Source organism: Humibacter sp. RRB41 (genome assembly GCF_022761015.1).
Classification (GTDB): Bacteria; Actinomycetota; Actinomycetes; order Actinomycetales; family Microbacteriaceae; genus Humibacter.
The window spans coordinates 503596-517024 of record NZ_JAKWJQ010000002.1; the positions used below are offsets into that span (position 1 = coordinate 503596).

At 66.0% G+C, this 13429-nt stretch carries 21 protein-coding genes and 1 tRNA gene; 1 reads left to right on the forward strand and 21 read right to left on the reverse strand.

The features are described from left to right. Entirely contained in the window at window positions 1–1635 is a 1635-nt protein-coding gene (locus tag MJ603_RS08310) for a DNA cytosine methyltransferase (RefSeq protein ID WP_243063218.1), read from the reverse strand. Between the two features lie 26 nt (window positions 1636–1661). Between MJ603_RS08310 and MJ603_RS08315 the strand changes: the two genes are divergently transcribed. Further along, complete coding sequence (locus MJ603_RS08315) at window positions 1662–2210, forward strand: hypothetical protein (protein ID WP_243063219.1); 549 nt, start codon at window positions 1662–1664, stop codon at window positions 2208–2210. Window positions 2211–2227: 17 nt separating this feature from the next. Here the strand turns inward: MJ603_RS08315 and MJ603_RS08320 are convergent, their stop codons facing one another. The 20 genes from MJ603_RS08320 to dnaG all read right to left on the reverse strand — a co-directional run bounded on the left by MJ603_RS08320 (window position 2228) and on the right by dnaG (window position 13283). Continuing rightward, window positions 2228–3037, reverse strand: coding sequence for a hypothetical protein (locus tag MJ603_RS08320; RefSeq protein ID WP_243063220.1), 810 nt, complete (start codon window positions 3035–3037; stop codon window positions 2228–2230). Beyond that, a complete protein-coding gene (locus tag MJ603_RS08325) occupies window positions 3034–3384 on the reverse strand; it encodes a hypothetical protein (protein ID WP_243063221.1) in 351 nt (116 codons plus the stop codon). The genes MJ603_RS08320 and MJ603_RS08325 overlap by 4 nt, the downstream gene beginning before the upstream one ends. Then, window positions 3377–3625, reverse strand: a complete 249-nt coding sequence (locus MJ603_RS08330; RefSeq protein ID WP_243063222.1) for a hypothetical protein — start codon at window positions 3623–3625, stop codon at window positions 3377–3379. The genes MJ603_RS08325 and MJ603_RS08330 overlap by 8 nt, the downstream gene beginning before the upstream one ends. After that, window positions 3622–4296 (reverse strand): hypothetical protein, encoded by a 675-nt coding sequence (locus tag MJ603_RS08335; protein WP_243063223.1) that lies wholly within the window; start codon window positions 4294–4296, stop codon window positions 3622–3624. Before MJ603_RS08335 ends, MJ603_RS08330 begins: the two co-directional genes overlap by 4 nt. Further along, entirely contained in the window at window positions 4293–4451 is a 159-nt protein-coding gene (locus MJ603_RS08340) for a hypothetical protein (RefSeq protein WP_243063224.1), read from the reverse strand. The genes MJ603_RS08335 and MJ603_RS08340 overlap by 4 nt, the downstream gene beginning before the upstream one ends. A 12-nt stretch (window positions 4452–4463) precedes the next feature. Beyond that, a complete protein-coding gene (locus tag MJ603_RS08345) occupies window positions 4464–4946 on the reverse strand; it encodes a hypothetical protein (protein WP_243063225.1) in 483 nt (160 codons plus the stop codon). A 1-nt stretch (window position 4947) separates the two neighbouring features. Continuing rightward, window positions 4948–5913 carry a recombinase RecT gene (locus MJ603_RS08350; RefSeq protein WP_243063226.1) on the reverse strand — a complete coding sequence of 322 codons (966 nt, stop codon included), beginning with the start codon at window positions 5911–5913 and terminating at the stop codon, window positions 4948–4950. After that, entirely contained in the window at window positions 5910–6302 is a 393-nt protein-coding gene (locus MJ603_RS08355; protein ID WP_243063227.1) for a hypothetical protein, read from the reverse strand. The genes MJ603_RS08350 and MJ603_RS08355 overlap by 4 nt, the downstream gene beginning before the upstream one ends. After that, the gene (locus tag MJ603_RS08360) at window positions 6299–7300 is read right to left on the reverse strand and encodes a YqaJ viral recombinase family protein (RefSeq protein WP_243063228.1); all 1002 of its coding nucleotides are present in this window, start codon (window positions 7298–7300) and stop codon (window positions 6299–6301) included. The genes MJ603_RS08355 and MJ603_RS08360 overlap by 4 nt, the downstream gene beginning before the upstream one ends. 2 nt (window positions 7301–7302) lie before the next feature. Further along, a complete protein-coding gene (locus MJ603_RS08365; RefSeq protein WP_243063229.1) occupies window positions 7303–7674 on the reverse strand; it encodes a hypothetical protein in 372 nt (123 codons plus the stop codon). Beyond that, a complete protein-coding gene (locus MJ603_RS08370) occupies window positions 7671–7889 on the reverse strand; it encodes a hypothetical protein (protein ID WP_243063230.1) in 219 nt (72 codons plus the stop codon). The genes MJ603_RS08365 and MJ603_RS08370 overlap by 4 nt, the downstream gene beginning before the upstream one ends. Further along, window positions 7889–8104 carry a hypothetical protein gene (locus tag MJ603_RS08375; RefSeq protein ID WP_243063231.1) on the reverse strand — a complete coding sequence of 72 codons (216 nt, stop codon included), beginning with the start codon at window positions 8102–8104 and terminating at the stop codon, window positions 7889–7891. Before MJ603_RS08375 ends, MJ603_RS08370 begins: the two co-directional genes overlap by 1 nt. After that, a complete protein-coding gene (locus tag MJ603_RS08380) occupies window positions 8101–8670 on the reverse strand; it encodes a hypothetical protein (RefSeq protein WP_243063232.1) in 570 nt (189 codons plus the stop codon). The genes MJ603_RS08375 and MJ603_RS08380 overlap by 4 nt, the downstream gene beginning before the upstream one ends. Beyond that, window positions 8667–8963, reverse strand: a complete 297-nt coding sequence (locus MJ603_RS08385) for a hypothetical protein (RefSeq protein ID WP_243063233.1) — start codon at window positions 8961–8963, stop codon at window positions 8667–8669. Before MJ603_RS08385 ends, MJ603_RS08380 begins: the two co-directional genes overlap by 4 nt. Beyond that, window positions 8950–9147 (reverse strand): hypothetical protein, encoded by a 198-nt coding sequence (locus MJ603_RS08390; protein WP_243063234.1) that lies wholly within the window; start codon window positions 9145–9147, stop codon window positions 8950–8952. The genes MJ603_RS08385 and MJ603_RS08390 overlap by 14 nt, the downstream gene beginning before the upstream one ends. Beyond that, a complete protein-coding gene (locus MJ603_RS08395) occupies window positions 9144–9671 on the reverse strand; it encodes a hypothetical protein (protein ID WP_243063235.1) in 528 nt (175 codons plus the stop codon). Before MJ603_RS08395 ends, MJ603_RS08390 begins: the two co-directional genes overlap by 4 nt. A gap of 23 nt (window positions 9672–9694) precedes the next feature. Next, entirely contained in the window at window positions 9695–9949 is a 255-nt protein-coding gene (locus tag MJ603_RS08400) for a helix-turn-helix domain-containing protein (protein WP_243063236.1), read from the reverse strand. A gap of 415 nt (window positions 9950–10364) precedes the next feature. Beyond that, a tRNA-Asn gene (locus MJ603_RS08405) sits at window positions 10365–10437 on the reverse strand. A gap of 85 nt (window positions 10438–10522) precedes the next feature. After that, window positions 10523–11338 carry an ATP-binding cassette domain-containing protein gene (locus MJ603_RS08410; protein WP_243063237.1) on the reverse strand — a complete coding sequence of 272 codons (816 nt, stop codon included), beginning with the start codon at window positions 11336–11338 and terminating at the stop codon, window positions 10523–10525. 52 nt (window positions 11339–11390) lie between these two features. Beyond that, window positions 11391–13283, reverse strand: a complete 1893-nt coding sequence (gene dnaG / locus MJ603_RS08415; RefSeq protein ID WP_243063238.1) for a DNA primase — start codon at window positions 13281–13283, stop codon at window positions 11391–11393. Window positions 13284–13429: the final 146 nt, after the last annotated feature.

Here is a 13429-nt window from a genome sequence, read left to right on the forward strand (position 1 = left end):
TCACGCCGCCACCCCCAGAGCGTCGACGCAGACGGCGACGAGGTCGCGTGCGGCTGGCGGTGTGACAGCGTTCCCTGCTGCTTTCACGAGGTCGCGGTTCGAGACCGGCTTGAGTCGGTCGATGGGCTGCCACTTGTAGTCGGCGGGGAATGCCATGCCTGCGGCGACCTCGCGCGGCTGAAACATGCGGAACAGCACCTCAGGCACCATCTCCTCGGCCGCGCGCAGGTCGGCCACTGTGACCGGTCGCCGCGGCTGCTGCAGAACGGATACGTTGCCGCGCGTGGTGAGCGTGCGCATGTACTCGGAAGCGGGCGTCGTCATCTCTGCACCTCCTTCGTTGTGCCGGTGGATCAGCGCGTCGTGGATGCCTCCCGCCGCAGTCGTGGTGAGCGGTTCGTGCTCCGGGTCGGACGGCACGAGGCGGTCGCGCTCGTAGTGCATGACCAGCCCGTGATGGTTGCCGCCGGCGGTGAAAGTCCCCGCGGGTTCATCCACGGGTCGAGCCGTCGACGTGCCGTACATCTCGGCGATGAAAGGCATGTGCGCGAGCGCGGTCTCGGCGCGCGTTGTCTGTGCGCGCATCGGCACGTCGACCGGTGAGGCGACCTTCCCGTCACGTCCCTCGACCGGCACCGCGAGTGCTTTCGAGTTCGTCGTGTGCAGCGCCCGCAGCGGCTCGCCTACCGGCCAGATTCGGTAGTACCCGCCCGGGTCACCGTGCGCAACGTGGTGCGGATCGGCAGCGTCGTACGTGTTCCCCGCCGCCTCGAGCGTCAATGGTCCCCAGTAGCGTGCGATGCCTGCAGCGATGCGCGCCCGGGTCTTCGGCTTGAGCCGGTCCCCGATGCGCTCACCAGGAAGGCTCCAGTCGATCGCCGCGGCGGCGGGCAGCCAGCCGGGTTCGACGATGCCGCCACAGCTCGAGCAGCAATACACGTACGCCTGCCGATACCGGCCGACCGTCTTACCCGGCTTGAACGACTGGACCGACTCCGCGACCACGTCGCACTTCGGGCAGTATGCGCGCGGCCGGAGAATCCGATCCAGGTCCGGTGCCTTCGCGCCTTCCGGCCACGCCACCACGTAGATGCGGTCGCGTGACTGCGGGGCTGGTGCGCCGAACGTCTGCGCGTGCATCGAGTTCAGGCTGACGACCCGGAACTGATAGCCGAGTGCCCGCAACTCCTGCCGCCACACCGTCCACGCGGTGCGGTACTTCGCCTGCGTGGCAATGTCGACGACGTTCTCCACGATCACCAACCGGTACTGGTGGTACTCGATGAAGCGGAGCACGTCGAACATCAGCAGCCGGGACCGGTTCTTCGCGTCATCCGACAGCGGATCCTCGAATAGGCCTTCCTCGATCGCGGGCAGCTTCGCACCGTTCGCCTGCGACCACTTCGTGCACTCCGGGCTCGCCCAGAGCATGTCCGTGCGCGGGAAGAACGACGGCCGCTCCTGATGCAGGTCCACAACCGCGTGATCCGTCGTCGGGTGATTCAAGGCATGGATGTCGGTGACGAGCTGCCAGTGATTCGCGGCAATGCGCACGTGCACACCGGGCACCTGGATCGCTCCCGTGCTCGATCCGCCGGCGCCAGCGAAGAGGTCAGTCACCGTAACCCCGCTCATGCGATTGCCCAAGCTAGAGTTCGTGCATGTTCCTTGCCGACGGCACCGACCTCTGGGGTGTGGCCATCCCCGGATGGATTGGTGCTATTGGCACGGTTGGCGCGTCGATCATCGCAGTGATCGGTCTCCTCCTGGGCCGCGGTGCCAGGCAAGGAGTCAAGCAGCTCGCCGAAGACAGCAATCGAAACGTGAACAACGGCGCCGACCAGGATCGCCGAAACGTTGGGGAGGTCCATGCTGTCCTTCCCTTGATTCAAGGAGACATCTCCGGGGATAACGAGCCGGAGCCGGAACGAGCGACGTCTCTTGGCGTTACGTGGAGGCTCGAGCAAAGACCGAATCAGCGCTGGCTGCTTATCAATACGTCGCCCACCAAGGCGCTCATCATCAACGTCCAGTGCTCCGACAACATCGATGTCACGATCGAGGCCACGCTTCCTGCCGACGTCCCACCGGGCGCCGCATTCGCGTTCACTGCACACCGGAAACTTGGCCTGAACCCCGTCGCGTCCCTGTACATCGACTGGACTGTGGCTGACGGGTCGTCCGACTCCGCAACCTTCTACCTGCTCTAACGTGAGGTGCTCGCTCATCAGGCACCGACCTTGATCGTGATCGTGACCGACTGGCCGACAGCCACCTGCACCGGGGCAGGCAGCAAGCCCAACTTCGGCACCGCCGGCTCGAACTCACTCATCGCACGCAGGTCCGCGTTCTCACGCTCGAGCTCCACGATCCGCTTCTGCCGCGTCGTCGCGCGATCAGACCAATCCGCGACCGACTCACGGAGACCACGCAGCTCGGATTCCATCGCACCCCACACGTCGGCCGACGCAGTGAACGGCTCCACGTCGACGACCTCAGCCAGCGCGACTGCGTCCTCCGAAAGCTTCTCAACTGAACCAGCGATGTCGTCGTGCGCGAACGCCTCCTCCACGGCACGCTTCTTCTCGGCCTCCGCCTTGCGACGCGCCGTGTTCGACTTCTGGTGCGCGTTGATCGCGTCCTTGCACGGCCGGCATGCCTCACCGTTCGTCCTCTTGCACCGGTAATAGCCGCTCGCCGTGCCATGCGGAATGCCATCCGCAGGCTGAAGCGTCACCGGCAGCTCAGACTCAGGCACGGCAGGCATCTCTACCTCGACGATCTTCTTCACGATCGGCTCCTCACTCGGCTTCACGCCCCCGCTCTTCACCCGAGGGGTGAACTCCTCGGCACCCGGGAACTCGCCCCGAGCACACGCCGCCGCGAACTCCGCATCCCACGCCGCACGCGTCTTCGCCTCACGACACGACAGACCCCGCTCGACCTTCGCCGGGCACGCACCCCCACGGCACCCGCGCTCGAAGCCCTGCGGTGTCCCATGCGGGAACCCGTCCTCGAACAGATCCGCGGCGCTCATGCTCGACCACTCCTCGCATATGCCAGTTCCCCTTCGAGGCGAACCGCGATGCGACGTGCGCGCTCGGTCTTGTCTCGCTCCATCTCTAGAGCGCCCGAGAAGATCGACGCGGCTATCTCCGCCTGATGCTGGTAATGCACCAGCTCGAGCCGTGAGGCGGCCAGCTCGGCGCGGAGATTGCCCTCCGTCACCTGTGACCACTCCGGACGCTCCGCGAGCCCTCGACGGATCTCCTGCAACATCGAGATCACACCCGACGTCAGAAGTGCTCCCTGCGCACCGAAGTGCAGTTCCCCGATCGCACCATCCAGATAGGCGAGAACACCCTCAACACCACCGTCAATCACGAGTCACCGCCGCAGCGAAAGCATTACCGAACGCGTTCACGAGAGAGGCGAGCACCTTCGCTGCCTCACCGAAGTAGCGACCCACCGCCGCCCACGACTCCCGCAGCTCACGCGCTGCTCGCTCCTCTGGCGACTCCGGCCGAGGCTCTCCCCGCAGCTCCGCGATCGCGACATCGAACCGGTACTCGGCACGCCCCAGGCACCGCTGCACGGCCCGCTCTACCTGCTCCTCCGGGCTCACAGCAGTCCTTCCTCGCGGAGCTTCGCCTCAGCGAGCGTCACCCGCTGGAACATCGCCGCATCGCCGCCTGTGTCCGGGTGTGCTTCTCGCTGCGCTCGACGGAGCGCACGACTCGGCGCGCCAGCGATGAGACGCATCTCAGCATGGCCAAGACCGATGAACTTGCCGAGGAACGCGAGCGCATCGTCGGTGGTCGCGAACCCGCCCGGGATCGCCGTCGCCTCGAGTGCGAGGAAGCCGCGGTACTGCTCGCCGTGCGACGTCACCCCGTACCGGTCGACCTTCCGCAGCGCCTCAAGCGCGAGAGCGATCGCGCGCAGGTTGTCCGTCCACGTCGTGAACGTGTCGCACGGATACGACAGGTCGCCCAGCTTCGTCGTGAACGACAAGATCACACCCGAATGCTCAGCCTTCGCCTGCGCACGCGGCTTCCCATCGAGCCGGAAGTCCGCCGGCGAAATCGCCACCAGCATCACCTGGTTCGTCGCGCCGAGCATCCGCAGCTCGCGATCGAGCAACTCGAGCGTTGACCACAACGGCACTGAGCGCCGCCTGTACGAATCGAACTCGCTCGTCTTGAACGGTGCGACCTTCTTACGCGACTGCGGCGTCAACTCCCCCGGCCACTCCCTGATCGGACCGACATCCAGCCGGTCTGGCCACTCGCTCATCGGACGTCCTCCGCATCCTTTGACAGCGGATCGCCCGCATCATCCAACCGGCGGAAAAACCGCAACATCGCGGCCACCACCACGGCGACGAACGCGGCAAGCACAACAGCCCCACCGACGACCAACGCCAACACGAACACCAATTCCTCAGGCATTCCGAATCCCTCTCAAGCCGTCCGTGCGTGGAACTGATCCGCCGCACGCCTATCCGCATTCACGCTCTGCCACACCTTGATCTGGTCAGCCATCGTGTCCAGCCGCTTCCTCGCCAGACGCTCACGCTGCTCAGCGACCCGATACCGCAGATTCGCCTGCTGCACCTCATCCGTCGCCTCAGCGCGTCTCGTGCACATCTCCCCCGACCGCTCACCGTCATCCCGAAACCGGATGACCGCCTTCGCGACCTTCGCCTCGTACTCCGACTTCGCCACCGCGAACTCATCGCCTGCCTTCTCGAACGCCCACGAGTACACCCACCGCATCGCCGTGAACCGGATGCCGTCTGGCTCTCCCCGGGTCCGACGGAGCGCATCGACAAGACGTCGATGCAGCTCGTCCGTCGGATCAGGTGAGTAGATGCCAACCTCAGCCAACGCATCGATGACATCGGGCTCCAGCGGGGCGGTGCCCGGCTCCATCTCGACAGCCATCTCAGATCAGCTCGTCCGGGTTGCCCTCGCCGGGCGTCGCCGTCGGCCACTCCGTCACAGGCTCTTCGACGACCTCGGCATCCACCACGTCGTCGTCCGACTTGGTCTCTTCTGCCGGCGTGACATCAGGCTCCGGGAGGTGCTCGCGCAACTGCCAGAACACCTGCTTCACCGACGGACCATCCGGCCCGTCTGTCGCCGCCAGGTTCAGCTCGCCAGCCGACTCCGCTTCCGCATAGAGAGCACGCAACGTGTCCCGGTCGCGACACCTCGACGCCAGACCCACCCAGTCACGCGATCGCGTCGGCGCCGGCGGCTCAGGCCGACGAGCAGGCTCCGGTGCGTCCTTCGCGGGCGCAGCCTGATCCATCTCCTCCGTGCCATAGATGCCGGAGAGGTCCTGCGGGAACGCCTTCCGCAACCCGAGCATCTCAGCGCACTTCGCCAACTGATTCGACGAGTTCGCAGCCCATTGACCGGACGGCTTCGCGTTCCCATCCCGATCCCTCGGGACATACCCGGAATAGGTCGCCACAGCCCACACAGGCTCCGTGAACCCCCGACGGTAGATGCCAACCCGCGCAGCCGCAGGCGGCGTCGTAGCCAGCCACACGTCCAACCACGTGACACCATCAGCCGTCCACTGCACCGGCGTCTGCCCGGTGTATTCCTTCGACCGCTCAGCGATCAATCGGAACCCATCGATCGAGGCCTGAATGCCCCACTTGCCGCCGCGCTCGATGCAGTAGATCTGCCGAGCCACAGGGTCCAACCCAGTGCGGCGGATCTGGTAGAGGAACGCCTCCACGATCGACTGCGGCGCCTCGAACGTCTCCTTCGTCCACGAGCTACCTCGCTTCACGTTCTTCTCGCCACGCAGCCCGAGCGACTCCATGAGCGCCGTCTGTTGCGGGTTCCACGCCTGCTTGTCCGCCGACTGCGGCAAGAGCGCAAGTGCGTCCGTCATGCCGCCATCTCCTTCTTGACCCACGGCAACCGAAGCGTCGTGAACCCCTGATCGCGGCACGCGGCCGCATACCCCTGCTCAACGATTCCCGCAGCCGCGAGAGCGTCGATGATCGGCACGACCTTCTCCTGGAAGCCCTGGATCGGATGATCGATGTAGAGGTGGAAATGCCCCGGCGTGCTCGACGGGAACACCTGCACCGGAAGGTCGATGTCGAGCAGCAACTTGTGCACGCCATCCCCCAGATCCGACGTCTTCGACGTGATCGCGTTTGCTTCGTCGATGTCGTCGGTCCGCTCAAGCGACGCGAGCACGTCGTACCCGCTGTCAAACCGCACACTCTTGAGCAGCACCTGACCCAGCATCGGGTTGTTGTGGTTCGTCGTCACTTCGTCGCTCCCTTCACACCCGTCACCGTCAGCCGGCCCGGCTTCGACTTCGTCACCGTCCGCTTGAACAGCGCCTGATGCTCGTTCCACCGCTTCGACAACGACTGCACCTCCGCGAACAACTCCGGATCAGCGTCCTTCGCCGCCTGCACATCCGGCTCCTCGACATCGGCGTCATCGCCAGGCGTCCACGACACCTGAGCCATCGACGACTTCTGCGAGAACGGCTTCTCCCCCATCCGCGACGTCAACGCAGACCAGGCCTGTTCCTTCGCCTTCTTTGCGTCCGACTCCGCCTCACGGAACCGCAGGACATCGACCGCGAAGGTGTCGAGCTCCTCGTCGACATCCGGCTTTCCGTCGGAACGCTGACGGTCCAGCTCCTCGAGGAACTCATCCGCCTTCGCCACCAGGTCATCGATGAGGAAGTCGTCGCGCTGCAGCCAATACCGGTGCAGCTCTCCCGCCGTGAACGATCCGTCTGGGAGCTCGATGCGCTCCTCGACCACGAACCGGCAACCGGTCGCACCAATCACGTACATGACCCACTGGCACTGGATCGCGTACCCCTTCTTCGCCATGTGCGGGGACCCCGGCGGCAGATCCTCCCAGCACGTCTTGATCTCCGACACCTGCAGCTGCTCGTCGAAGTCGAGCCGGATGCCGTCAGGCGATGCCAGGTGCCGCGCATTCGACGGATGCCGGAATACACGCGACTCCGGCTCGAAGCCCTCGCCACGGAGACGCTCAGCAATGACCGGCTCGCGCGTTCTCCCCCAGCCAATGACCGGCACGTGCGAGAGATCAGGTGTCGGCTCGTCCGACAGCTTCTCGTTGATCAGGGGCTGCATCGACTTCGCGCCGATGACCAGATCCCGGACCTCCGTCGCCGTGATCCCACGACGACGCTCTGCAAGCCATGCCAGCCTGTCCGTATCGGACGCGCCCGCCCGAGACTCCAGCTCGGCCAGAACGGCCGGCACGCTCACATCAGTCATGGTCACGCCGCGTCGCCGCCGTCGAAGTCATCGTCGCCGCGACCTGCGTTCAGGTCGAGCACCGCGGCGCCCTTCACCGGCTCAGGGATGTCCAGCTGTGTCCTCCCCGTCCTCGCCGACGCCAGATCGAACAGCTTGTTCAGCAGCACCTGCGCCTCAGCTTCATCAGCCACCGGCTCGATACGCGTGATCTGCGCCGTCGCCGTAACCTTCCCCGACGCGAAGTCCGTGTCCTTCTTCGCCGTCACGAACGTGATCACCGCGACGTGCTGCTTCTGCGGATCATCCAGCAGACGATTCGCCCACTCAGATCCGGCCAGCCCATTCGCCTCGTCATCCTTCGGAAGCGCGCCCTTCAACTTCGTGTCACTCATCGCTCGTATCCCTCCGTGCTCAGGCCGCGCGCCTCGAGCGCCGCGGCACGCTTCTTGTTCGATCGCGAGCGGAACTCGCTCGAATGCCGAGTACCGAACGCACCCGGGACGTTGGCCTGGAACCAGGCGCGCTCCGTGATCGGAGTGCCCACCTTCGGCTTGTGCTCGAACTTCACTCCGCCGCGCTTCCGCGCCTTCCTCGCCGCCGTCGACATCAGAACGGCTTCCAACCGTTCGAGTGCGACGAGTACCGCGCAATGAGGTGCTCACCCGGAACCTCGGCCTTCACGCCGTGCTCCCACTCGATGAGGAACTTCCCCTCCGACCCCGTCATCCGCTGCGGCGCTTCGAGCACCTTCCGGACCTTGCCCCGCACGCGCCCCGTCGCCGCATCCGCGACGTTCGAGTGCACCTTCAATGCCAAGCTCACGACCGTTCTCCCTTCGCAATGGGCCAGTGCACGGCCCGCACACTGTCCCGCCCAGACGACGCGAACCCGCCGCCAAACTCGATGCCCAAATGCGCGGCGCCAATCGCCGCAAGGGCCGCCGCATCCGCGACGTCGTTGTTCCTGATCTCCCCCGCCGGGAACGCCCTGATGGCGGCCGCGAGCATCTCGTCCTTGCCAGCCCGACCATTCCCAGTCGCGAACTTCTTGAGCATCCCCGGCTGCACCACAGCGACCGGTGCGATCTGCTCCAGCCCGTGCACCAGCAGCCACCAGAACCCGGCCAGCATGTGCGTCATCTGGTTGTTCGACCCGTACGCCGGGCCCTCGATAACCACGAGAACGACAGTCGACTTCGAGGCGGCAGCTCCCAGCTCCACGCTGCGGACCACACCGATCGCCTGCCGACGCAACCGCTCCAGCCGAGCCGACAACGCGTCGCCCGCCGGCTTCGACTGCACACGGTCGAAGCGCTGCGTGTGCTCGCCCAGATGGACGACGCCGGTCGAACTGATCGACGGGTCAACCCCTGCCACCGCGGCGCTCACCGGACACTCCCGAACGGAAGCCACTCGAACAGATCACGCAGCGCCATCTCCGCCTGCTCGCACTTCGTGCACGTCAGTAACTGACTCAGTCGACGTGCCCTCGCGGCAGCAACCAGGATCAGGTCGAAGCATCTCTGCGAGCACGCCGTCTCGACGCCGCACCGCAGGCAGCGGAAAACGCCCACCGCCGGCGCCTGGCACTCCGGCATGTCCGACGGATGCATTTCGCACGAGAGGTCAAAGTCGAGCAGTGAAAGAACGTCGACATCAGATGAGGCATCAGTCGTCGGCATCGTCGTCCTCCATCAGGAGACGCACACCGATCGCGATGACCAGGCAACCAAGTGCCACAGCCACGCACACCGTCAGCAGCCAAAGCCCCAGCACCGCGGACACGAGCATCCCGGCCAGCGAGGCGACGAACACTGACCACCAGACGACGCGGACGGTCAGGACTCCGCGCTCCTCGCGGCTCACGACGCAACCGCCTCAGCGCCGACAAGCAGCGACGCCAACCTGTGCGCCACAAGCCCCGTCGCGAGCTCGTTCGCGTTATCCGCTTCCTGCTCGCGCGAGATCCGATTCAGACCGGCCATCACCGCATCGAAGTCCCGGCCACGCCACACCCGGAACGCCGACTCGATCAGCTCCCGATCGTCCTCGACGTACGCGTTCACCATCCGCAGATCGCCAGCCAACGGCTGCACCATCTTGATCGGATCGAACCCGTAACGCTCCCGATACGTCCTCGCGACCACCTTCGGGAACGAACCCATCGCATGCGCCAAACGCGCACCCCTCAAACCCTTCGCCGAGAGGAACTCCGCCAACTCGAGCGGCCGCATCTCCGACCGCTCGAAGACCGCCCTCGCCCGCTCCGCTAGCTCCCACTCCGGGACCAGCCCGCGAGCCTCCTGCAGCTCGCGCAGCATCTCCATTGCCTGCTTCACCGTGATCGCCCTTCGATCGATGTGATGTCTGATGGGGACCGCGGCCGACATGGGGGGATGCCGGCCACGGCCGTCTACGCCGCTCGCGCTCGATCAACCCGCTGTTCGTCACGCGCCGGGAAGAACCTCGCCACGTCCACGTCCCACGCGTCGGCAAGCCGAAGCAGCTCAGGACCCGTGAACGGGATGCGACCGAGGAACCGCTGATTGACTGACTGTCGAGAGATCTCGAGAACCGCTGCGACTGCCTTCTGGTCCTTGCGCTTCTCTGCTGCGATGCCACGCACCCTGTCGGCAATCACTGTCAGCTCGTCCTGCATGTCCGCCACTGTGACAGGATTCCATGTCATGCGCAAGCAGCATTGACGCCGTGTCTCGCCGTCCTGACAGCTTCCCGTAGCAGACTGTCGGGAATCCTTGACAGAACGTCAGATAATCCGTACGCTCAGGTTCATGACGAATGTAGTTCCAAGCACTACCGCAGACGCCATCCAGCACGCACGTGCCGCACACCTTCGCGACCTCTTCGAGCCGTGGTCCCTCCGCAAGCTCGAGACACGCACGGGCATCGGACGCGGTGTCCTTGAGACCCGATTCAAGGGCACCACCGCACTCACGATGGCCGACATCGAGATCCTCGCGCCCGTCATCCGCATGGCCCCAGAAGAGCTCTTCGCCGAGCTACTCGCGATCAATCCGGACAACAAAAAAGGCCCAGCCTCCGAAGAGACTGGGCCAAAGAAGCTCCCCGTGGTGGACTCGAACCACCAACCTGCCGGTTAACAGCCGGCTGCTCTGCCAATTGAGCTAACGAGGATCGCCCGTGCGGGCTCCCCTACTTTACCAAAGCGCGCGCAGGGTACAAATCGAGTCGGCGGCGGCGCGGCGCGGCGCTTTGCGCGCTATTCGCTGAGGCGAAGAGCCGCGGCCAGTCGCGCGACGTACGGGTGGGTCGGCGCGGTGAAGACATCCTGCATCGTGCCGTAGCCGACGAGCGATCCGGACTGCAGAACGGCGACGGTGGCCGTCGCATTGCGCAGCACCCTGGCGTCGTGGCTGACGATCACAGCGGCGAAATCGTGCAGCCCGTGCAGCTGCGCCAGCAGATCGACGACCGAGTCGCGCACGGTGACGTCGATGCCGGCGGTCGGCTCGTCGGCGACGAGCAACGCCGGGTCGAGCACGAGTGCCCTGGCGATCGCGACGCGCTGTCGCTGGCCACCGCTGAGTTCGTACGGATATTTGTCCAGCACGCCGAGCGGAAGGTGAACGGCATCGAGCATCGATGCGCTCCTAACGCCCGCGTCGCGACGGCTGAAGTGCTTGTCGCGCTCGAAGATCGGGCCGGCCACCAGCTCTGCGACGGTGGAGGTGCGATCCAGGCGCGTGCCGGCATCCTGCTGCAAATAGCCGACGTGGAAGGTCAGTCGATCGCGATCACGAGCCTTCAGCTTGCGGATCGAATAGCCCATCACCGTGGCATCTCCGCCCGTGATGCGCGGAGACGCACCGCCGTCCGCACCCGCGTTGGCGGAGATGATGCGGGCGAGGGTGCTCTTGCCCGACCCGCTCTCGCCGAGGATGCCGAGCACCTCGCCCGGCTTCACGCGAAGGCTGATGCCGCGCAGGGCGACGCATCCTGCCGATGCGCCGTGCGGCGGGTATTCAGCAGAAATGTCACTGAGTACGATCGGGTCGCGGAATTTCTGGGCGGTCATACCGTGACTCCGAGGTGCATGACCGACAGCTTATTCGCGCGGTCGGCCGCCTTCACTCTCCGCGCAGGCGAGCCCTCTGTTGATCGATCTCGAGTAGCTCACGCTGAACGGCGGAGTAGGCCTCACGGTCCGCCGGATCTGCACGCTGCAGCCTGCCGAGGGCTGTCGCCTTGCGCCGCAGCAGCTCGCGATCGAGAAGTGACGCCACCACCGAGGTCGAGAACAACGCGGCACCGGCCTCGTCCCTCGCGGGGATCGGCGCGACGCTCAGCTGTCGAACCAGGTCGACGAACGGGGGCGGCACATCGTTCGTGATGCGGTCCACCCAGCCGGGGCCGGTGTACTGGTCGATGTTCGCGGCGATCGCGTCGCGCACGACGGCGAGGGACGCATTGGAGAAGGATGCCTGCACCAGCGCGCCGACGCGCTCGGCCTGCACGTGCTGCGGATACTGCAGCACCGCCATCAGTGCGTCGCGTTCGAGCCTGGTCGCAGGGTCGGAGCCGATGTTCGCGAGAGACGCGGCCGGCTCCGCCCGTTGTGCCCCGTCTGTGCCGTCGCGACGCGCCTCACCAGACGTGCGCTCATCCTGCCCCGGCCGGCCGGTACGGCCGCTCTGAGTCTGTCGGGCGGCCTGCTGGACCGCCTGCTGCACCTCGCCGAGTTCGGAGCCGAGCATGCGCGTGAGCTGCCGCGTGTAGCCGGGCCGCAGCGCAGGATCGCGAATGCCCGCCACGATCGGTGCGCACTCGCGGAGCGCTGCGACACGTCCTTCGACCGTCTCGAGGTCGTACTTGCCGAGCGCCTGCCTGATCACGAATTCGAACATCGGCCGCTTCGAGTCGATCATGTGCTGCACCGCGGCATCGCCTTGCTTGAGGCGCAGGTCGCACGGGTCGAGACCCTCGGGTCCGACCGCCACATACGTCTGCGCGGCGAATCGCTGTTCCTCGCCGAACGCACGCAACGCCGCCTTCTGGCCTGCGTCATCCGGGTCGAAGGTGAAGACGACCTCGCCGATGCCGCTGTCGTCGCCGAGCACCCTGCGCAGCACCTTGATGTGGTCGACGCCGAACGAGGTGCCGCACGTGGCGACCGCGGTGCCGACGCCTGCGAGATGGCAGGCCATCACATCCGTGTAGCCCTCCACCACCACGACGCGGTGCGAACGCGAGATCTCACGTTTGGCGAGATCGAGCCCGTAGAGCACCTGTGCCTTGTGGTAGACCGGCGTCTCCGGGGTGTTCAGGTACTTCGGGCCCTTGTCGTCGTCGAACAACCGCCTGGCGCCGAACCCGACGGTCTGTCCTGTGACGTCGCGAATCGGCCAGATGACGCGCCCCCTGAAGCGGTCGTACGCGCTGCCGCGCTCGCCCGTCGAGACCAGTCCGGATGCCGCAAGCTCCTCCGCGGTGAAACCTCTGCCCCGCAGGTGGGAGCCGAGCGAGTCCCAGGTGTTCGGCGCGTAGCCGACGCCGAAGCGCTCGGCCGCCCCTGGGTCGAAACCGCGCTCGCCGAGGAAGCGGCGGCCGGCATCCGCGTCTGATGCGCCGAGCCGCTCCCGGAAGAACTCCTCTGCTGCGGCGTTGGCGGCGATCAGGCGCGCCCGGTTGCCGGTCTCGGCAGCTGCCGGACCGCCATCCTCGTAATGCAGCGTGTAGCCGAGTCGGCCCGCAAGGCGTTCGACCGCCTCGCCGAACGTGACGTGATCCATCTTCTGCAGGAACTCGTAGACGTCGCCGCCCTCGCCGCATCCGAAGCAGTGATAGAGCCCCACCTGCGGGCGCACGTTGAAACTCGGGCTTCGCTCGTCGTGGAAGGGGCAGAGGCCCTTCAGCGACCCGACGCCCGCCGGCTTGAGGGCGACATAGTCGCCGACGATGTCGGCGATGTTCGTTCTGGCCTTGACCTCTTCGACATCGCTCTGTCGAATCCGGCCTGCCATGGCGACGAGTCTACTGACGCTGCCCCACCACTCTGCGCGAGCCGGAGGCCTGGGGATGAAGCGGAAGCATGTGAAGGGCGAGACGCTCTGCGAGGCGGAGGCCATACGGGCGCCGTACTCGGCCAAGCTTCCGGTCGACGCCGGCG